Origin of the sequence: Streptomyces cupreus (assembly GCF_014257025.1) — a bacterium.
GTDB lineage: Bacteria > Actinomycetota > Actinomycetes > Streptomycetales > Streptomycetaceae > Streptomyces > Streptomyces cupreus.
In genome coordinates this window covers 162,674-180,495 of record NZ_JACMSF010000006.1, presented here as the reverse complement: position 1 = coordinate 180,495, position 17,822 = coordinate 162,674, and the positions used below count along the sequence as shown (strand labels likewise).

Annotated in this window: 21 protein-coding genes; 16 read left to right on the top strand and 5 right to left on the bottom strand. The window is 69.6% G+C overall.

Going from position 1 to position 17,822, the window contains the following annotated elements; translation table 11 throughout:
- Window positions 1-13 precede the first annotated feature (13 nt).
- Entirely contained in the window at window positions 14-1,912 is a 1,899-nt protein-coding gene (locus tag H4N64_RS08255) for an AMP-binding protein (RefSeq protein ID WP_186281454.1), read from the top strand.
- Here the strand turns inward: H4N64_RS08255 and H4N64_RS08250 are convergent.
- A complete protein-coding gene (locus H4N64_RS08250) occupies window positions 1,875-2,264 on the bottom strand; it encodes a LysR substrate-binding domain-containing protein (RefSeq protein WP_186281453.1) in 390 nt (129 codons plus the stop codon). The genes H4N64_RS08255 and H4N64_RS08250 overlap by 38 nt on opposite strands.
- A gap of 185 nt (window positions 2,265-2,449) precedes the next feature.
- Between H4N64_RS08250 and H4N64_RS08245 the strand changes: the two genes are divergently transcribed.
- On the top strand, window positions 2,450-4,081 hold the full coding sequence (locus H4N64_RS08245) for an MFS transporter (protein WP_186281452.1): 1,632 nt from the start codon (window positions 2,450-2,452) through the stop codon (window positions 4,079-4,081).
- 124 nt (window positions 4,082-4,205) lie between these two features.
- Window positions 4,206-4,847 carry an isochorismatase family protein gene (locus H4N64_RS08240; protein WP_186281451.1) on the top strand — a complete coding sequence of 214 codons (642 nt, stop codon included), beginning with the start codon at window positions 4,206-4,208 and terminating at the stop codon, window positions 4,845-4,847.
- Window positions 4,848-4,875: 28 nt separating this feature from the next.
- Here the strand turns inward: H4N64_RS08240 and H4N64_RS08235 are convergent, their stop codons facing one another.
- Window positions 4,876-5,019 carry a hypothetical protein gene (locus H4N64_RS08235; protein ID WP_186281450.1) on the bottom strand — a complete coding sequence of 48 codons (144 nt, stop codon included), beginning with the start codon at window positions 5,017-5,019 and terminating at the stop codon, window positions 4,876-4,878.
- 289 nt (window positions 5,020-5,308) lie between these two features.
- On the opposite strand from H4N64_RS08235, the gene H4N64_RS08230 reads away from it, so the two are divergent.
- From H4N64_RS08230 to H4N64_RS08210, 5 genes are all read left to right on the top strand, one after another.
- A complete protein-coding gene (locus H4N64_RS08230) occupies window positions 5,309-5,953 on the top strand; it encodes an isochorismatase family protein (protein ID WP_186281449.1) in 645 nt (214 codons plus the stop codon).
- A gap of 169 nt (window positions 5,954-6,122) precedes the next feature.
- Window positions 6,123-7,073 carry a pirin family protein gene (locus H4N64_RS08225; protein ID WP_186281448.1) on the top strand — a complete coding sequence of 317 codons (951 nt, stop codon included), beginning with the start codon at window positions 6,123-6,125 and terminating at the stop codon, window positions 7,071-7,073.
- Window positions 7,074-7,147: 74 nt separating this feature from the next.
- On the top strand, window positions 7,148-7,756 hold the full coding sequence (locus H4N64_RS08220) for an antibiotic biosynthesis monooxygenase (RefSeq protein WP_186281447.1): 609 nt from the start codon (window positions 7,148-7,150) through the stop codon (window positions 7,754-7,756).
- On the top strand, window positions 7,749-8,669 hold the full coding sequence (locus H4N64_RS08215; RefSeq protein ID WP_186281446.1) for an LLM class flavin-dependent oxidoreductase: 921 nt from the start codon (window positions 7,749-7,751) through the stop codon (window positions 8,667-8,669). Before H4N64_RS08220 ends, H4N64_RS08215 begins: the two co-directional genes overlap by 8 nt.
- 67 nt (window positions 8,670-8,736) lie before the next feature.
- Entirely contained in the window at window positions 8,737-9,075 is a 339-nt protein-coding gene (locus H4N64_RS08210) for a hypothetical protein (protein WP_186281445.1), read from the top strand.
- Here H4N64_RS08210 and H4N64_RS08205 read toward each other — a convergent pair.
- The gene (locus tag H4N64_RS08205) at window positions 9,062-9,619 is read right to left on the bottom strand and encodes a YceI family protein (protein ID WP_186281444.1); all 558 of its coding nucleotides are present in this window, start codon (window positions 9,617-9,619) and stop codon (window positions 9,062-9,064) included. The genes H4N64_RS08210 and H4N64_RS08205 overlap by 14 nt on opposite strands.
- Window positions 9,620-10,114: 495 nt before the next feature.
- Window positions 10,115-10,276, bottom strand: a complete 162-nt coding sequence (locus H4N64_RS08200) for a hypothetical protein (RefSeq protein ID WP_186281443.1) — start codon at window positions 10,274-10,276, stop codon at window positions 10,115-10,117.
- Window positions 10,277-10,490: 214 nt separating this feature from the next.
- Between H4N64_RS08200 and H4N64_RS08195 the strand changes: the two genes are divergently transcribed.
- The 5 genes from H4N64_RS08195 to H4N64_RS08175 are packed head-to-tail and all read left to right on the top strand — an operon-like array spanning window position 10,491 to window position 13,693.
- A complete protein-coding gene (locus H4N64_RS08195; protein ID WP_186281442.1) occupies window positions 10,491-10,685 on the top strand; it encodes a hypothetical protein in 195 nt (64 codons plus the stop codon).
- Window positions 10,686-10,693: 8 nt separating this feature from the next.
- Window positions 10,694-10,999, top strand: coding sequence for an antibiotic biosynthesis monooxygenase (locus H4N64_RS08190; protein ID WP_186281441.1), 306 nt, complete (start codon window positions 10,694-10,696; stop codon window positions 10,997-10,999).
- Entirely contained in the window at window positions 10,993-11,928 is a 936-nt protein-coding gene (locus tag H4N64_RS08185; protein ID WP_336246663.1) for an alpha/beta hydrolase family protein, read from the top strand. The genes H4N64_RS08190 and H4N64_RS08185 overlap by 7 nt, the downstream gene beginning before the upstream one ends.
- 5 nt (window positions 11,929-11,933) lie before the next feature.
- Window positions 11,934-12,902 (top strand): zinc-binding dehydrogenase, encoded by a 969-nt coding sequence (locus H4N64_RS08180; RefSeq protein ID WP_186281440.1) that lies wholly within the window; start codon window positions 11,934-11,936, stop codon window positions 12,900-12,902.
- A gap of 44 nt (window positions 12,903-12,946) precedes the next feature.
- Window positions 12,947-13,693: a PIG-L deacetylase family protein gene (locus tag H4N64_RS08175; RefSeq protein ID WP_336246662.1), complete on the top strand. Its 747-nt coding sequence runs from the start codon at window positions 12,947-12,949 to the stop codon at window positions 13,691-13,693.
- Between the two features lie 7 nt (window positions 13,694-13,700).
- On the opposite strand, the gene H4N64_RS08170 is transcribed toward H4N64_RS08175, so the two are convergent.
- A complete protein-coding gene (locus H4N64_RS08170) occupies window positions 13,701-14,201 on the bottom strand; it encodes a MarR family transcriptional regulator (protein WP_186281439.1) in 501 nt (166 codons plus the stop codon).
- Window positions 14,202-14,437: 236 nt separating this feature from the next.
- Between H4N64_RS08170 and H4N64_RS08165 the strand changes: the two genes are divergently transcribed.
- From H4N64_RS08165 to H4N64_RS08155, 3 genes are all read left to right on the top strand, one after another.
- The gene (locus H4N64_RS08165; protein WP_186281438.1) at window positions 14,438-15,346 is read left to right on the top strand and encodes an LLM class flavin-dependent oxidoreductase; all 909 of its coding nucleotides are present in this window, start codon (window positions 14,438-14,440) and stop codon (window positions 15,344-15,346) included.
- Between the two features lie 115 nt (window positions 15,347-15,461).
- Window positions 15,462-15,968, top strand: coding sequence for a nuclear transport factor 2 family protein (locus H4N64_RS08160; protein ID WP_186281437.1), 507 nt, complete (start codon window positions 15,462-15,464; stop codon window positions 15,966-15,968).
- 130 nt (window positions 15,969-16,098) lie between these two features.
- Window positions 16,099-17,550 carry an MFS transporter gene (locus tag H4N64_RS08155; RefSeq protein WP_186281436.1) on the top strand — a complete coding sequence of 484 codons (1,452 nt, stop codon included), beginning with the start codon at window positions 16,099-16,101 and terminating at the stop codon, window positions 17,548-17,550.
- Window positions 17,551-17,822 lie beyond the last annotated feature (272 nt).

Sequence of the window (17,822 nt, the reverse complement as noted above, 5' to 3'; positions counted from 1 at the left end):
CCCGGAGGTCGATGTGAGTTCCGCGCAGTCCCTTCTTGAAAGCCGCCCGGTCTCCGTGGCGCATCTGTTCCTCTCCAGAGTCGAGGCCACCCCCGACCGGGAGGCCTACCGCTACCCCGCGCCGATCGACAACCAGGCCGACGACGGCGCTTCCGGCACCGAGCAGTGGCGCTCGCTGACCTGGGCGCAGACCGGCGAGCGCGTCAGGGCGATCGCGGCCGGCCTGATTGCCCTCGGGCTGCAGCCGGAGGAGCGGGTGGCGATCTCCTCCTCCACCCGGGTGGAGTGGATCCTGGCCGACCTGGGCGCGATGTGCGCGGGGGCCGCCGCCACCGCCGTCTACCCCAGCACCAATGCGGATGAGACGGTGTACATCCTCTCCGACTCCGGCAGCCGGGCGCTCTTTGCCGAGAACGCCGACCAGTTGGCCAAGGTGGCCGCCCACCTCGACCGCCTGCCCGAGCTCGGCCACGTGATCCTCTTCGACCCTCAGGCAAGCGTGTCCCAGGTGGAGGGGCTTGAGGTGCTGTCCCTCGCTGAGCTGGAAAAGCGCGGCACGGTGTACCTGGAAGAGCACCCGGACGCGGTCGAGAAAACGGTCCAGGCAATCGAGCGGGAGCAACTCGCCACCCTGATCTATACGTCCGGCACGACCGGCCGGCCGAAGGGCGTGCGCCTGGTGCACGACTGCTGGTCGTACCAGGGCGCGGCGCAGGAGGCCGGCGGGCTGCTGCGCTCCGACGATGTGCAGTTTCTGTGGCTGCCGCTGTCCCATGTCTTCGGCAAGGCTCTGATTTCCGGTCAGGTCCAGACCGGCCATGTGATGGCGGTGGACGGGCGGGTCGACCGCATCGTCCACAATCTGCCCGCCGTGCGGCCCACCCTGATGGCGTCCGCGCCGCGGATCTTCGAGAAGGTCTACAACGGCATCGCGAGCAGGGCGAGGGCCGAGGGCGGCGTCAAGTACAAGATCTTCCTGTGGGCGGCGAAGGTCGCCCGCGACTACGCCAGGACCGGGCAGGAGAGCATGGCGGCAACCGGAAGGCGCCGGGTGCCTCTGTCGCTCGCCGTGCAGCATGCCGTCGCTGACAGGCTGGTGTACGGCAAGATCCGCGCGGCGTTCGGAGGCAATCTGCGTGCCAGCGTTTCGGGCAGTGCCGCCCTCGCCCCGGATATCGGCTACTTCTTCTCCGGCGCGGGCGTGCACGTCCTCGAGGGCTACGGCCTGACCGAGACCAGCGCGGGCTGCATCGTCAACCCGGCCGAGGACTCCCGGGTCGGCACGGTCGGAAAGCCGCTGCCCGGCACCGAGGTCCGCATCGCCGAGGACGGCGAGATCCTGTTGCGGGGCCCCGGCGTCATGCGCGGCTACCACAATCTCCCCGAGAAGACCGCGGAGGTGCTGGAGAGCGATGGCTGGTTGCGCACCGGCGACATCGGCGAGGTGGACAAGGACGGGTTCGTCCGGATCACCGACCGCAAGAAGGACGTGTTCAAGACCTCGGGCGGCAAGTACGTGGCACCCACCGAGATCGAAGGCCGCTTCAAGGCCATCTGCCCGTTCGTCAGCAACATCCTGGTCATCGGCAACGGCCGCAACTTCTGCTCCGCACTGATCACCCTGGACGAGACCGTGATCATGCCCTGGGCGGCGTCTCACGACCTCGGCGACCGCAGCTACGCCGAGGTCGTCTGCTCGCCACAGGTCCACGAGCTGATCGACGGCTTCGTCCAGCGGGTCAACGGCGACCTGCAACGGTGGCAGACAATCAAGAAGTTCTCGGTGCTGTCGCGCGACCTCGACATCGAGCACGGTGAACTCACCCCGAGCCTCAAGGTCAAGCGGCCGGTCGTCGAGCGCGAGTACGCCGAGGTCATCGAGGCGATGTACGAGGGTTCCCGCGAGGCCTGATCTCCATCTGCGCGGCTGTCCGGTACGGCATCTCCCATGGCCGTACCGGACAGCCGCGCAGCGGCCGGAGCCCGCAGCCCACGAGCCGGCTGACCAGCCCATGACAGGGACAGCAGCTCGGCCACGGGCGCGTCAGATGGGTCGTCAGCTCATCGACGAAAGCCTGCAGATGGGGCGTGCGGCGGCCCTGGCGGGTGCCCAGGTACCAGGTGCGCGCCATGGGGACGGCGCCGATTTGGATCAGCGCGAGGTCGTGGGAGTTCGTGTACGGTGCGGCGACCCAGTTGGGGAGAATCGTCGCACCCTGGCCGCCGGCGACCATTTCGATGACCAGGTCGGTGATCACGGGCATCGTGGTAGTGCGGGCCGACCGGGCCTGCGGCGACAGGGGCAGCGGGATCGAGGGGATCCGGGCCTGGTCGTAGGCGTCAGATCGCGGCTATCTGACGGTGCCGTCAGCCGTCAGCCGTCCGATGTCCTCGCCTGCTGGACCTGCGACTCGGGCCCCCGGGGTTCAGGGTGGGAATGGAGGACGGCATGAGCGAGCCGAGGGGCAGCGGCACTGGAGCCGGGGTGCAGAGCGGGGAGCCCGCACCGCCGGTCTGGGCTCCGCTGGCCCACCCGGTCTTCCGGGCGTTGTGGACCGCTCAGCTCGCCTCGGCCATCGGGACGTGGATGCAGACGGTCGCCGCCCAGTGGCTCATGGTCCAGCGGGGGCCGGCGTTGGTGGCGCTGGTGCAGACGGCGTCCATGCTGCCGGTCTTCGTGCTGGGGCTGCCGTCGGGGGTGCTCGCCGACCTGGTGGACCGCCGGCGTCTGCTGATGGCAGCCCAGGTGGTCATGCTGGTGACAGCGGGGGGGCTTGCGGGGCTGACCTGGGCCGGGCTGGCCACACCGGCCGTGCTGCTGGGCTTGGTCTTCCTGTTGGGGTGCGGTACGGCGCTGATGGGTCCGGCGTGGCAGGCGATCCAGCCGGAGCTGGTGCCGCGTGATCAGTTGCTCCAGGCGGCCTCGCTGGGTGCGGCCAATGTGAACATTGCCCGGTCGGTGGGCCCCGCGCTGGGCGGACTGCTCGTCGCGGTGGCCGGGCCGGCCTGGGTTTTCGCGCTGAACGCCGTCTCGTTCATCGGTGTCCTGGCGGTCCTGGCGCGGTGGCGGCGGCCTGCCCAGGTGCCGGTCGGAGGCGAGCGGGAGCGGGCGCTGGCGGCGTTGCGGGCAGGCGGGCGGTACGTACGCAACGATCCCGAGGCGCGAAGGGTCCTGCTGCGGGTCCTGCTGTTCGTACCTCCCAGCGCGGCCTTGTGGGCCCTGCTGCCGGTCGCTGCCGACCGGACGCTGGGTATGGGCGCCGGTGGATACGGGCTGCTGCTCGCTGCGGTGGGCGTGGGGGCCGTCTCCGGCGCGGCGGTGCTTCCCCGGGTCAGCCGCCGGTGGGGCAGCACCCTGCTGGTCGGCGTCGGCAGCGCGACGCTGGCTCCCGTGCTCGTGGTGATGGCGGTCGTGGACGTTCCCGCGCTGCTGGCTGCGCTGCTCGTGGTGGCCGGGCTGGCCGAACTGGCGGTGCTCTCCACCTTCAACGCCTCCCTCCAGCTGCTGATGCCCGCGTGGGTGCGGGCGCGCGGGCTGGCGATCTCCATGACCGTGTTCATGGGAGGGGCGGCCTTTGGCGCCGCGTTCTGGGGGGCGCTGGCCTCGCGCATCGGTCTCACCGAGACGCTGTTGATCGCCGCGGGCGTGCTGCTGATCGGGGCGGCCACCGTAGGTGTCTGGCCGCTGAGCGAGGCGGCCGAGCTCGATCGTTCGGCCTCCATGCACTGGCCCGTACCCAGTCTGGTGTTCGAGCCCGCGCCGGATCGCGGCCCGGTCCTGATCAGCATCGAGTACCGGGTGCCGACCGAGAACACTGCCGCGTTCGTGCAGACGATGCAGGAGCTGGCCCTGGCCCGGAGGCGTATCGGCGGTATTGACTGGGGGCTGTACCAGGACGCGGACGACCAGCAGCGGTTCCTGGAGAACTACCTGGTCGCCTCCTGGTCCGAACACATGGCGCAGCACGGCGGAAGGCTCACTGGAGCCGACCGGGACCTGGAGGAGCGGGCCTGGGCGCTACTGGAGGAGCCTCCTGTCGTCACCCATGCCTTCACCTCCAGCGGTCGGCGAAGGCGGTAAGGGCAAGGACTTGCACCACGCGCATTCTGCGGAACGACCGGAGAAAGCAACCGGAGAAAGAGAAAGAGGAAGGGAGCAATGAGGGAGCACGGTGAGGGGGGAAGGGGGTTGGAGAGGGACAGAGATGACCGACACATTCGCCGTATCCCGTTTCCATGAGCCGCTGTCCCGTCAGGACGCGGTGCTGCTGCTGGTCGACCACCAGATCGGGCTGCTCACCGGCGTACGGGACATCGACGTGGCAGAGCTGAAGCACAACGTGGTGGGCCTGGCGAAGGCCGCGCGGACGCTTGAGGTGCCGATAGTGGCCACCACCACGGCGGCCGAGAGCATGTGGGGACCGCTGGTCCCGGAGCTGGCCGAAGTGCTGCCGCCGGAGCTGGAGATCATCGACCGGAGCACCGTGAACGCCTGGCATGAGCCGCGGGTGCGGGAGGCCGTCGAGGCGACCCGCCGACAGAAGATCATCATCGCCGGTGTATCGACCGAGGTCTGCGTCGCCTTCCCGGCCATCGCTGCGACCGCGGCCGGGTACACGGTGTTCGCCCCGGTCGACGCCTCGGGGACCTTCAGCGAGACCAAACGCGCTGCCGGGCTGCTGCGTATGCACCAGGCGGGGGTGATCCTCACCGACTACGCCACGGCTGCTGTCGAGATGCTCGAGGACAACGCCTCGCCGCTGGCACCCGACCTGTACGCGGCGGTCGACATGCCGTTCGCGGTCCTGGTCGGACAGCTCGCCACGGCGTACGCCAAGCGTTCCTGAGCTTGGTCGGACCGAGGGTGCCGACTGATCAGGCCAGGGACGTGCCGGCCGTCCGTCCGAGCGCGAACGTCACGTCGGCGGCGGCTGTCATCACCAGTTGACGCACCGCTCCTCGCACCAGGCCGCGCTGCGAGGAGCGGGACAGTACGCCGCCGACGACCGCGGTCGCCATGCCCGTCGTTCACGCCGAGCACCGCGGCCCCGGCGTCGCCCTGGCCCAGTTGGCGACTGCGCTGCGCCAGGCGGCGCTCCGCGGCGTCCGCATCCTGCTCGGTGATGGGGCTGTAGGGCGGCGGGTCCTGCGAGGGCCGCGGGTGGCGGGAGGGCCGGGGGGTCTCCTGGGGGGTGATCTTGTCTATCCCGCCAGGGCGGGAATAGGCTGACACTAGTCATAGTTCTTGACTATCAAGATTGTTACCAAAGTGGGGCGGGTGACCGCCCCCTGACGCAGGAGACGCCTCATGAGCGAGAACCTTCCCGGAACCAGCCGCTTCCACGAGCCCCTGACCCGCGACAACGCCGCCCTGCTGCTGGTCGATCACCAGGTCGGCCTGTTCACCGGAGTGCGTGACATCGAGGTCGCCACGCTCAAGCACAACGTCGCGGCGCTGGCCAAGGCGGCTCAGGTGCTGGACATCCCCACCGTGGTGACCACCACGATGGCGGACGGCATGTGGGGCCCGCTCGTGCCAGAGCTGGCCGAGGTCCTTCCCGCGGATTTGGAGGTGTTCGACCGCGGCACCGTCAACGCCTGGGACGAGCCGCGTGTCCGTCAGGCCGTGGAGGCCACCGGCCGCAAGAAGCTGATCATCGCGGGTATCTCCATCGAGGTCTGCCTCGCGTTCCCGGCGATCTCCGCCACGGCCGCCGGCTACGACGCGTACGCGGCCATCGACGCCTCCGGCACCTTCAGCGAGACCAAGCGCACGGCGGGTCTGCTGCGGATGCAGCAGGCGGGTGTCATCGTCACCGACTACGCCACCACGATGGTCGAGATCCTCGCCGACAACGCCGACCCGAAGGCGTACGAGCTTTATGGGGCGCTGGACATGCCGTTCGCCACCCTGGTCGGTCAGCTGTCCGCCGCTTATTCCAAGAACGGCTGACCCGTCCAGCCGCCGAGCCGCTCCCGCGGGGCACGGCCCCCGTAACCGCGCCGCGGGAGCTCCCGGGTGCTGGGCCCTGTTCCCCGCACGGCCCGGCACCCGGCCCCAGCCCCATTGCCCCCACCCGGTGCTGCGCACTGCGCGATCCGGTGCGTGAAGGAGAAAGACCATGCCCGCCGTAACCGTCGACTCGCCCCTCGCCCTGCCACGGATCCCGCGTCCCGGTGAAACCGCCCGACAGCGTCCCGTCCTTGCCGTGACCACCGCTCCCCAAGGCTTCGAAGGCGAAGGATTCCCGGTACGCCGGGCACTTGCAGGGATCGATCTGCGCCACCTCGACCCGTTCCTGATGATGGATCAGATGGGTGAGGTGGAATACAGCCCCGGCGAGCCCAAAGGAACCCCGTGGCACCCCCACCGGGGGTTCGAGACCGTCACCTACATGATCGACGGCATCATGGAGCACCGCGATTCCAACGGAGGCGGCGGCGTCATCACCAATGGGGACACCCAGTGGATGACGGCCGGCTCCGGCATGCTGCACATCGAAACGCCCCCCGAACATCTGGTGATGAGCGGCGGTCTGTTCCACGGCTTCCAGCTCTGGGTCAATCTGCCCCGCGACCACAAGATGTCCGCACCCCGATACCAGGACATCCGCGGTTCACAACTGGAGCTCGTCGCCAGTGACGACGGTGGAGCCCTGGTCCGGCTGATTGCCGGTGAGCTGGCGGGCAGGCACGGGCCAGGTGCGACGCACACGCCGATCACGCTGCTCCATGCCACTCTCAGCCCCGGTGCCCTGCTCACCCTTCCCTGGCGCCCGGATTTCAACGCCCTCGTCTACGTTCTGGCGGGCCGGGGCAGCGTCGGTGAGGAGCGGCGACCGGTGCACTCCGGTCGGCTCGCCGTCTTCGGTCCGGGTGACGCGATCAGCGTCGCAGCCGACGAGAAACAGGAGAGCAGGTCCCCGGGGCTTGACGTGGTGATCCTCGGCGGTCTGCCGATCCGTCAGCCGGTCGCCTGGAACGGCCCCTTCGTCATGAACACGCGCAGCGAACTCATGCAGGCGTTCGACGACTTCCAGTCCGGACGGTTCGGCCGGATCCCGGCCGCCTGATCCCGTGCCGGGATCGCTCAGGGTCCCAGTTCCCGGCCGCCCCCACCCTCCCGAGCCATCGCAGGAAACCGCCCATGAGCATCGACCGCCCCATCCCCGATCAGAGGCATGCCGACCCCGTCACCGTGCTGGTCGAACGCCGCGTCCTTCCCGGCAGGGGGGAGGAGTTCCGGTCGTGGGCGTACGGCATCCTGGCCGAAGCCGCCGGCTTCCCCGGATATCTCGGCGGCGGCGTCCTGCACCCTGCAGCCGCAGACGACCGCTGGCACCTTGTCTACCGGTTCACCGACCAGGCCTCCCTGCATGCCTGGGAGAGCTCACCGCACAACGAACGTTGCCTCCACCATGGCAGCGAACTGCACGAGTTGGTCCGCACCCGCCATCTGTCCGGCATGGAGGATCTGTTCGCTCTGCCGGACCGGGCCGCGCCGCCCCGCTGGAAGCTCACTCTTGTGGCAGCGGCCGCCGTGTATCCCCTCTCGCTCCTCGCCGACGTTCTCCTGGTGCCGTACACAGGCGGCCTTCCGTCAGCCCTGCGCAATGCACTGATCGCGCTCTTCTTCAGCGCCGCCATGACCTATGCGCTGCTGCCCGCGCTCTCCCGCGTCCTGCGCCGCTGGCTGAGCGGTCCGGCACCGTCATCCGCACCCCAAACCCCCCAACGCGAGGACAGCCATGCGTGACCTCCGGTTCGGCTTCTCGCTCAACCCCACCACCGACATCGCGGCACACCGCGACCTGGTCCGCGCGGCCGAGGAGGAAGGACTCGACCTCGTCGGCGTGCAGGACCACCCGTACAGCCCGGCGCTTGTGGACACCTTCACCCTCATCGCCATGCTGCTGGAAGGGACCGAGCGGCTGCGCTTCTTCCCGGACGTGGCCAATCTGCCGCTGCGACATCCTTCGATGCTCGCCAAGACGGCGGCTTCGCTCGACCTGCTCTCCGCGGGCCGCTTCGAACTCGGTATCGGTGGCGGCGGCTACTGGTCCGCCATCGCCAGGATGGGAATGACGCCCCAGCTCGGGCGGGCCGAAGCCCTGTCCCAACTGGGCGAGGCCGTCCAGATCCTGAGGGCACTGTGGCGGTCCGCACCCGAGCCGGTCACGTTCGAGGGCCGCCACTACACCATCCCCGGACTGCGCAGCGGGCCCGCTCCGGCCCACCCGATCGGTATCTGGATCGGCGCCCAGGGGCCCCGATCCCTGGAACTGACTGGTCGGCTGGCAGACGGACGGGCCGCGCCCATCCCCAGCTACCTGCCGTACGAGAAGTGGGCCGAGTCCAACGCCCTGATCGACGAAGCGGCCCGCGCCTCCGGCAGGAACCCTCAGGACGTCCTGAGGATCGCTCAGCTCGTCGGTACCATCACCGACCGGCCAGGCAACGCCGCGGCCAGGACGGGCAAGGCCCCTGTGCGCGCGACTGCGGAGCAGTGGGCCGCACTGCTGGCACGCCTGGCGACCGAGCAGCCCTTCCGGACCTTCGTCTTCTGGCCGGAGGAGGCCACGGTCGATCAGATCGGGCGCTTCGCCCGCGAAGTGGTGCCCGCCGTACGGGAGATGCTCGACCAGGCGCCGCCGTTGGCCTGCAGCTGATCCGGCCACTGTCCCCCCCCGACCATCCGGCCTTCGCCAAGGTCCCGACCCAGGAGCAGTTACAGCTATGACCTTGTGGAACGTCACCGCCCCCACCGTGCGCACCGTGGGCGACGAGGAAGTGCGCGGCACCCAGACGTGGGTCGTCCAGGCGCGGCGCAGCAGCGAGGCGGTGCGGCAAGTGATCGCCCGCGCCGCCGGTGAGGACGCCGTCCGGCACCGGCGTGCTGCCGTCATCGATTCCACCGCCTTGACCGCCGCCCCTTGGAGGAGTGCTCAGGGGCTGCTGGGCCCTACGGTGCCCTGCCCGCTGTCCGCGCGGTCCGGGCACGACGGGCCGGACCAGGGGGCGGACACCTCGCCGTCGGCCCCCTTCCAGCCGGGCACGGGGACTACTGCTGCCTGACGGCCTCGATCTCGATCTCGATCTCGACGCTGTCCCCGAGCAGCGCCCGGCCTCCGCCCAGGGGTACGTTGCCCGTCACGCCGAAGTCGGAGCGGCTGATCCGGGTGGATGCCCGGAATCCGGCTCGCGTACCGCCCCACGGGTCGCTGTCGACGCCGAGGAACACCAGGTCGAGGTTGACCGGACGGGTCTCGCCGCGGATGGTCAGCAGCCCCTCGACGCTGTATCGGCCACCTTCCTGTTCCCGTACGGCGGCGGATTCGAAGAGTGCCGTCGGGTGCTTGTCGCTGTCGAAGTAGTCGGCGCTGCGCAGGTGCTTGTCCCGTTCGGAGTTGCGTGTGTCGATCGACGTGGTGTCGATCTCCGCCTGGACGCTGGACCGTGCCGGGTCGTCCCCGACGGTGATGGTCCCGCCGAAGGACGAGAAGCTGCCGCGCACGCGGGCCATGAGGTGGCGCACGGTGAAGCTCACTTCGGAATGGGCGGCGTCTATCTGCCAGACGCCAGTGAGCTGGTCGGTCTCGGCGGGCGGCGCTGCGCTCATGGTGATCTCCTGAGTGTCGGATGACGGGCAAAGGCGAACCGCCCACCCAGTCTATGGTCATAATCTTGACGGTCAATATTATTGACTAATAGGGTGGGTTGGCCGCCATGGGAGCACCGAAGGAGCCGTCATGCCGAAGCCGGTGACAGCCGCCGTCGTACAGGAGCCAGGGGCCGATTTCGAGGCCATGGACGTGCTGCTCGACGACCACCGCGCCGGTGAGGTGCGCGTCGCCGCGGTCGGGTGGTGCTCACCTTCTCCTCCTGCGGTGCATGTGCGAGCTGCCGCTCCGGTCTGCCCAGCCGGTGCGCGGACTTCCTGTTGCTCAACTTCACCGCCGGCGCGCGTCTGGACGGGGGCCCGGCGCTGTGGCACGGTGACACACCGCTGCACGGGCACTTCTTCGGGCAGTCGTCCTTCGCCACCCATGCGCTCGTCACCGAGCGGAACGCCGTGAATCTCCCCGATGACGCGCCACTGGCCACGCTCGCGCTCCTAGGCCGCGGCATCCAGACCGGCGCGGGCGCGGTGCTGAACGTACTGCGGCCGGCGCCCGGCGGTTCGGTCGCGGCGTTCGGAGCCGGTGCGGTGGGGCTCGCGGTCGTCATGGCGGCGCGGCTCGCCCAGGCCACGCAGGTCATCGCCGTCGACGTTCATCCCGGCCGCCTGGCGCCGGCCGCAGAACGGGCGCCACCGACACCATTGACGCCCGCTCCACCGATCCGGTGGCGGTCGTTCGGGAGCTCACCGGCGGCGGGGCCGGTCATGTGCTGGAGAGCAGCGGCAATGTGCTGGTGTTCCGGCAGGCCGTCTACGCCGCGGACATCGTCAACGGGAGCAAGCGGATCGTGGGAATCGTCGAAGGAGGGGTATGCCCCACGTGGTCATCCCGACTCTGGCCGGACTGCACGCAGCCGGTCGTTTTCCCGTCGAGCGCCTGGTCACCACGTTTCCGTTCGAACGGATCAACGAGGCCGCCCGGGCCACGGCTCGGGAGAGGTCGTCGAGCCCGTTCTCCTTCTCTGACCCGCCGGCCAACGGCGCCGGGCGGCAGCACGACTACTGAGGATGAACATGACCACTGTAGAACTCACCCGCTTCCGGGTCCCGCCCGACCGCGCCCAGGAACTTCTCGACGCGCGGCCGGGGATGATCGGGGCGTTCCGCACGGACCGGCACGGATTCCTCGGCGCCCAGTTGGTCCGCATCGACGACGAGGAATGGCTGGACATCGTGTGGTGGGCCGTGGCCGACGACCTGGACGCGTCCCAGGCCAAGGGCGGTAACCTCCCCGCCGTCCAGGCGTTCTTCGCGCCGATCAGCGAGCTGCTCAGCTCCGAGCGCGGCGCGCTCCTCGACGCGACGGCCCAGCCGTGGTGACCGCCCGGAACGGGTCCGTCGTGACCGTGCGGTACGGGTCCGCGCCGTCCCAGACGGGCGATCTGTATCTTCCGCCCGGCGAAGGGGTGCACGCTGTCGCGGTGCTCATCCATGGCGGGTTCTGGACGGCGATGCTCGACCGCAGCCAACTGATACCGCTGGCACAGGACTTGGTGGCCCGCGGTTACGCCGTCTGGAACATCGACTACCGCGGTCTGGGAGAGGACGGCGGCGGTTGGCCCGGAACGCTGGAGGACGCCGCCGCTGCCGTCGACGTGCTGGCCGGTCTCGCGGCGGGGGACCTGCCCGGTGGGCAGACCGCGGCCGATTCCGCCCGGGGCAGGCTGGACCTGGACCGCGTCGTGACGATCGGGCACTCCGCGGGAGGCCAGCTCGCCCTGTGGCTTGCCTCCCGGCCCGGACTGCCTGCCGCAGCGCCGGGCAGCGGTGGCCGGGGCGTACCGCTCGCCGCCGCGGTGGCGCTGGCCGGGGTGCTGGATCTGCGGGCCGCGGACGCCGACGAGCTGGGGGCCCGGTTCGGCGACCCGTCCGTACCGCCTCCGGCGAGGGCTCCCGCACCGGCCAGGCCGGAACTCGCGCCGACCCTCGCGAGTCTGACGGCCCACGGAGCGACGGCCGCACTGCTCGACGGCCGTGCGGACGACTTGCCGGACCGGTACGCGCTGGCCTCGCCCCTCGAACGCCTGCCGCTCGGTGTGCCTCAGCTCGTCGTCCACGGGGACGCCGACACGGGGGTTCCCCCCGACCAGAGCCGGACGTACCTCACCGCCGCCCTGGAGCGCGGCGACCAGGTGGAGTACGTCGAGGTCCCGGGTGCGGACCACTTCGACGTCATCGATCCGGATCACCCGTCCTGGCAGGCAGTGGTGCGGCGGCTGCCGGACCTGCTCAAGACCGCTGGGGGCTGACCGTCGTGCGCGCAGCGTGGTACGAGTCGACGGGTCCGGCGTCCGCGGTGCTGCGGGTCGGCGAGATGGAGGATCCGCAGCCAGGCCCCGGGGAGGTGCGGATCCGTGTGCACGCCTCGGGCATCAACCACGGGGACGTGATCAAGAGACAGGACTGGACCGGCTACGGCATGGCCTGGCCCCGGGTGATCCCGCACTCGGACGGCGCCGGCGTCATCGATGCCGTGGGCGAGGGCGTTCCCGCTGCCCTGGTGGGGGAACGCGTGTGGTGCTACGACGCACAGTCGTACCGGCCTTTCGGTACGGCCGCCGGCTATGTGACCGTGCCTGCCGAGAAGGCGGTGCACCTCCCGGACAGCGTCTCCTTCGAGCAGGGGGCCTGTCTCGGAATCTCCGGCCTCACCGCGCACCGCGCCCTGTTCATGGACGGTCCGCTGCGGGACGCCTGGGTGCTCGTCACCGGTGCCACCGGTGCGGTCGGCCGCTCGGCGGTTGCCCTCGCCCGGCGCGGCGGGGCGCGGGTGATCGCCACCGTCCGGCGGCCGGGCCCGGTGCCCGGCGCGGACCATGTGCTCCTGGCGGACGGCACGCTGCCCGGCCGGGTGAAGGAGTTGACCGGGGGGCGCGGAGTCGACCGAGTGCTCGAGGTGGCGTTCGGGGCCAATGCGGACATCGATCTGGAGATACTCGCCGTGGGCGGGGTGATCGCCGCCTACGCCACCGACGAGGCACGCCCCGCCATCCCCTTCTGGCAGCTGGGCTACTCCAACGTCACCGCGCACTTCCTGGGAAGCGATGACTTCCCCGCCGCGGCCAAGCGGGCAGCGACCGAGGAACTGAGCGCAGCGGCCGCCGCGGCGGACCTGGTCCATCCCATCGCTCGCCGGTACCCGCTGGAGGACATCGCCGCCGCTCATGAAGCCGTCGAGACCGGTAGCGCCGGAGGGCGCATCGTGGTCGTTCCCGGCCTCTGAGGACCCGGACCGGCGGCTTGAACGAATAGGGTATAGTAATAATCGTGACTGTCACTGATATGACCAATGGTCGGGTGCTGCGGCATCACGTGCCTGAGGACTGGCGCCGCGGGCTCGCGGTGGTGGCCCACCCGGACGACCTGGAGTTCGGGGCCTCATCGGCGATCGCCCGGTGGACCGCTCAGGGCAAGACCGTGGTCGATTTGCTGGTCACCCGTGGTGAGGCCGGGATCGAGTCCATGCCTCCCGAGCGCACCGCGGCGGTGCGCTCGGCCGAGCAGGTCGCCGCCGCCGGGATCGTCGGGGTGGACGAGGTCGAGTTCCTGGCCCACCCCGACGGCACGGTCGAATACGGCATCGCGTTGCGCCGCGACGTCGCCCGCGCCATCCGTCGGCACCGCCCCGACGTGATCATCTCGCTCAACTTCCGGGAGTGCTTCAACAACGGTGCGCTCAACCACGCCGACCACCGCGCCGTGGGCGCGGCGTTGATCGACGCGGCCCGCGACGCGGCGAACCGCTGGGTGTTCCCCGAACTGCTCGACGAAGGACTCCAGCCGTGGTCCGGAGTCCGCTGTGCCATGTTCAGCTCGTCACCGGAGGCTGAGCACTTCGTCGACATCACGGCGCACTTGGACCGGGGCGTGGAGTCGTTGGCAGCGCACGAGATGTACCTCGGCAACCTTGCGGGCGGCTTCGATCCTGAGCAGTTCCTGCGCCGTCAGGCCGCTGACGCCGGACGCCGCGCGGGGGTGCCGCTGGCGGTCGCCTTCGAAGTGGTCCCGCTGTGAGAGGGGATCAGCGCCCGGTGCCCTTCCGTGGCTCCCGCCTGCTGGCCGCGGCCTCGTCGAACTGCGCCAGCTGCTGGGTGGTGATCTCCCGGAAGGCGCCCTTGAACGCCGCGTACTTCCGCTCGCCGATCGCCTCCGCATGCCGCTGCTCGATGGCGGCCATGATCGCGTCCGACTTCTCCATCTGGTCCCGGCCCCGACGGGTGGGGACGATCAGCTTGGCCCGCCGGTCCCGCGGATCGGGCCGGCGCTCGACGTACTCCAGGGCCTCCAGCTCGTCGATCAGGTTGCCGATGACCTGCTTATGAGTGCCCGACTGCCGGGACAGTTCCGTCGCACGGGTGCCCTCCTCGTCGAGAAAGCCCAGCACGGCGCCGTGCTGTGGCCGTAGCTCGGGATGACCCTGCTCGGCCAGCGTCTCGAACAGCTCCTTCTGGATCGAGAAGAGCAGCCGCGTCGACAGAATCCCGAGATCCGGATCCTTGAGCTTGCGTTCGCTGCGCCGCACTACGGCACCCTCCTCGTCACGTTATTGACTGTCACCATCTGTATATTAATGGGCACGGAGGGCTGGTCAGGGCTGTCGTGGCGCGCCCGGCGTGGATCCGCCGACATCCCTCTGATTTCCGCCCTTCCTCCTCGCCGAGGTGAAGGGACTCACGTACCGCCCCTCCTCGGCGTCGTCCGGGCCGGCGGAATGCAGACCGACGTACCGGGCGGCCCGGTACCGGAGACGGAGGCGTCATGGCGGATTACGGCAGGCCAGTGGAGTTCGGGTACTCCACCGAGCCCGGGCGATACGACGAGGTGCTGCACTCGGTGCTAGTGGCTGAGCGGCTGGGACTCGACCTCGTAGGCATCCAGGATCATCCGTATCAGGGCAGGTTCCTGGACACATGGATGCTGCTGGGCGGCTTGGTCGCCCGGACCGAGCGGATCCGCTTCTTCCCTGACGTGTCCAACCTGCCCCTGCGGCATCCCTCACTGATCGCCAAGTCGGCCGCCACTCTGGACGTCATCAGCGGCGGTCGGTTCGAGCTCGGGTTGGGGGCAGGTGGCGCATGGGAGGCGGTGGAGGCGTACGGCGGCGGGCGGCGTACCGCCGGCGAGGCGGTCGTGGCGCTCGAGGAGGCGATCGCGGTCATCCGGCTGCTCTGGAGCGAGCAGCGATCGGTGCGCTATGGCGGCCGGTTCTATTCACTGAGTGGTGCACACCCAGGTCCGCTCCCTGTCCATGACATGGGTATCTGGCTCGGTGCCCTCGGGCCGCGCTCCCTTGAACTGACCGGACGACTGGCGGACGGCTGGGTGCCCTCGTCGCCTTTTCTGCCGCCGCCCCGGCTGCCCGAGGCTCATTCCCGTATCGACGACGCCGCCCGGTCGGCCGGTCGGCGTCCCGAGGTCATCCGCCGCTTGTACAACGTCAATGGCCTGATCACTGACGGTCCGGGGCAGGGCTTTCTCGTCGGGCCGGTCGAACAGTGGGTGGATGAGTTGACCGGCCTCGTCGTCGAGGGGGGCATGGACACCTTCGTCTTCTTCCCCAGAGGTCCCGTCGACCGTCAGTTGCCGCGGTTCGCCGAAGAGGTGGTGCCCGCCGTCCGGGAGCGAGTCGCCCGCGAGCGGGGCGTTCGTCCGGCGGCTTCGCGCTGACCGGCTCCTTCCTCCTCTGGCGCTGGACGCCGTACTGCGCATGGGAATACGATCAATGTAGTCATCAATTGTGACTATCAATAATCTGACCAATTTCCCTTGTGGAGGAGTCGACGTGAAGACCATCCGGAGGGCGGCCGCGCCCATCATCGGTGTCCTGGCCGGTGCCGCGGCCGCCGGCGTGTTCCTGAGCGGGAACGCCACCGCCACGGAGAGCGACAGCACCGAAGAGCGGTTCGCCATCAGCGAGGTGATAGACCGTCACCAGATGTACATCGATCTGAGGGACGCCGACAGCTACGCCAACCTGTACGCCAAGGACGGCCACTACCGGAGCCCCTTCGGCTCCGCCGACGGCCGCAGCGAGATCAAGGCCATGTTCATCGACCTGGCCGAGAAGGGCTTCACCAAGGGCAAGCGGCACATGACCGGACCCGCCATGATCGAGGTCAACGGCACGACCGCCACCGCCCGTTCCTGGTACTGGGTCGCGGAGACCGAGACGGAGCACGCCCTCTACGCCACCGGAACCTACACCGACAAGCTCCGCAAGGTGAACGGCAAGTGGGAGATCGTCCAGCGCACACAGACGCTCGACGAACTCGCCCCCAGCAGCCAGTAACTCCGCCCAACCGGACCGTTTCGCCAGTCGCTGCTCCCCCCGCTCGCGGAGTGGGCAACCGTCACCGCGCCGAGTTCTCCTCGGCGCGGTGACGGTCCTGTCGGTCGCCCGTCCCACACCAGAGGTCGTCATGTCCCAGGAAGACCGAACCACCGCCGTTTCCCTCGTCCCAGCCGCGGGCGGCCCCCCGGACACCAGCCCGCCCGCCGGCCGCGTGGTCGCCGCACTCTCGGTGGCGGTGCTGGCCTACGGGCTGCTGCAGACCCTGGTCGCTCCGGCCCTGCCCACCTTCCAGCGGCACTTCGAGGTGAGCGGCGACTGGGCCGCGTGGGTATTCACCCTCTACCTGCTGTCCGGAGCCGTACTCACTCCCGTGCTCGCACGCCTCGGCGACGGGCGCGGCAAGCGCCGCGTCCTGCTCGTCTCCCTTGCCGTCTTCGGCGCCGGCACCCTGCTTGCCGCCGTCGCATGGAACTTCCCCATCCTGCTGCTGGCGCGCGCGGCGCAGGGGGCTGGAGCGGCCGCACTTCCCCTGTCCTTCGGTCTCATCAGTGTCCTGCTTCCCCCACAGCGGATCGGCCATGGTCTGGGGATCGTCTCTGCGATGATCGGCGCGGGCACCGGGCTGGGCTTCGTCATCGGCGGCCTCCTGGTCGACCACGCGTCATGGAGATGGATGTTCGCCGTGCTCACCGGCGTCATCGCGGTCGCCTTCCTGCTGGTGGCCCGGTGGATCCCCAACGACACCACCCGCCGGGACGAACCCCAGGACGTGGCGGGCACCATCCTGCTCTCGCTCGGCCTGGTGGCCTTGCTGCTGGCGATCACCCAGGGCTCGCACGCCGGATGGCTCTCTGCCCCCGTGCTCGGCCTCTTCATCGCCGCAGCAATACTCCTGGCCGCCCTGGCAGTGGCCGAGAAGCGCACACCGCATCCACTGCTCGAACCGCGCGTCTTCCTCGACCGGCCGATGCTGCTGACCCACTGCGCCGCAGCCCTCTTCTATGCCGCGGCCCTGATCTTCTTCCTCATCGTGCCGATGCTGGCCCAACTGCCGGCACACCGGCCCGAAGGCGCCACGTCGGGATTCGGCTTCACGGTCACCGCGGCCGGCCTGCTCATGCTTCCATCGGCGCTGCTGCAGGTCCTGGTGGCTCCGCTCGTACCGGCGCTGGAGCGGAGGTTCGGCCACCGTGCCCCCTTGCTCGCAGGGCTGCTACTGCTCCTCGCCGGGAGCCTGGCACTGGCACACTGGCATGCCACGCCGGTGCAGGTGCTCGCCGATTCCGTACTGCTCGGAACCGGCGCCGCTCTCTGTTTTGCGACGATGCCCTCGCTCGTGGCCCGCTTCGCTCCAAGACACGCGATAGCCACCGCCAACGGCCTCAACACCGTCGTCCGCACAATCGGCGGTGTCATCGGGACCCAGGTCGCCATCGCGATCCTCAGCGCCCACTCGCTCGCCGGCTCGACACTGCCGGGCGGGCGCGCCTTCACAGCCGTGTTCGTACTGGGCGCCGTATTCGCGGCGGTAGGTGTCGTAGTGGCCCTGCTGCTGCCTCGACCCGCCACCACCCAGTGAAGTAATGGCTGCCGTACAAGGCACCGGTGCAGTCGGACCGGCCCAATGAAACAAAGTCATCCCGAAGCCGGGGCGCCAGCGGTTGCGTTGCGCCGAGGATCCCGAGGCGGTCACGGGTGAGATCAAGGGTGATGCGGACGGCCGCAGCCTTCGGGATGCCGAACACATCCACCTCCGGCATTGGCCGGAAAGCCAAAGCACCTCTCACTGTCTTGGCCAACACGCACATCCCTCCCCGCCTCGCCATTTCGCATCATCAAGGGCCGGAACGG

Bases quoted from the DNA above. Each gene is read 5' to 3' on its own strand.
- H4N64_RS08250 (WP_186281453.1), bottom strand. From the start codon at position 2,264: ATGCCCGTGATCACCGACCTGGTCATCGAAATGGTCGCCGGCGGCCAG.
- H4N64_RS08245 (WP_186281452.1), top strand. From the start codon at position 2,450: ATGAGCGAGCCGAGGGGCAGCGGCACTGGAGCCGGGGTGCAGAGCGGG.
- H4N64_RS08240 (WP_186281451.1), top strand. From the start codon at position 4,206: ATGACCGACACATTCGCCGTATCCCGTTTCCATGAGCCGCTGTCCCGT.
- H4N64_RS08235 (WP_186281450.1), bottom strand. From the start codon at position 5,019: ATGGCGACCGCGGTCGTCGGCGGCGTACTGTCCCGCTCCTCGCAGCGC.
- H4N64_RS08230 (WP_186281449.1), top strand. From the start codon at position 5,309: ATGAGCGAGAACCTTCCCGGAACCAGCCGCTTCCACGAGCCCCTGACC.
- H4N64_RS08225 (WP_186281448.1), top strand. From the start codon at position 6,123: ATGCCCGCCGTAACCGTCGACTCGCCCCTCGCCCTGCCACGGATCCCG.
- H4N64_RS08220 (WP_186281447.1), top strand. From the start codon at position 7,148: ATGAGCATCGACCGCCCCATCCCCGATCAGAGGCATGCCGACCCCGTC.
- H4N64_RS08215 (WP_186281446.1), top strand. From the start codon at position 7,749: ATGCGTGACCTCCGGTTCGGCTTCTCGCTCAACCCCACCACCGACATC.
- H4N64_RS08210 (WP_186281445.1), top strand. From the start codon at position 8,737: ATGACCTTGTGGAACGTCACCGCCCCCACCGTGCGCACCGTGGGCGAC.
- H4N64_RS08205 (WP_186281444.1), bottom strand. From the start codon at position 9,619: ATGAGCGCAGCGCCGCCCGCCGAGACCGACCAGCTCACTGGCGTCTGG.
- H4N64_RS08200 (WP_186281443.1), bottom strand. From the start codon at position 10,276: ATGAACGTCGACGGCGATGACCTGCGTGGCCTGGGCGAGCCGCGCCGC.
- H4N64_RS08195 (WP_186281442.1), top strand. From the start codon at position 10,491: ATGCCCCACGTGGTCATCCCGACTCTGGCCGGACTGCACGCAGCCGGT.
- H4N64_RS08190 (WP_186281441.1), top strand. From the start codon at position 10,694: ATGACCACTGTAGAACTCACCCGCTTCCGGGTCCCGCCCGACCGCGCC.
- H4N64_RS08165 (WP_186281438.1), top strand. From the start codon at position 14,438: ATGGCGGATTACGGCAGGCCAGTGGAGTTCGGGTACTCCACCGAGCCC.
- H4N64_RS08155 (WP_186281436.1), top strand. From the start codon at position 16,099: ATGTCCCAGGAAGACCGAACCACCGCCGTTTCCCTCGTCCCAGCCGCG.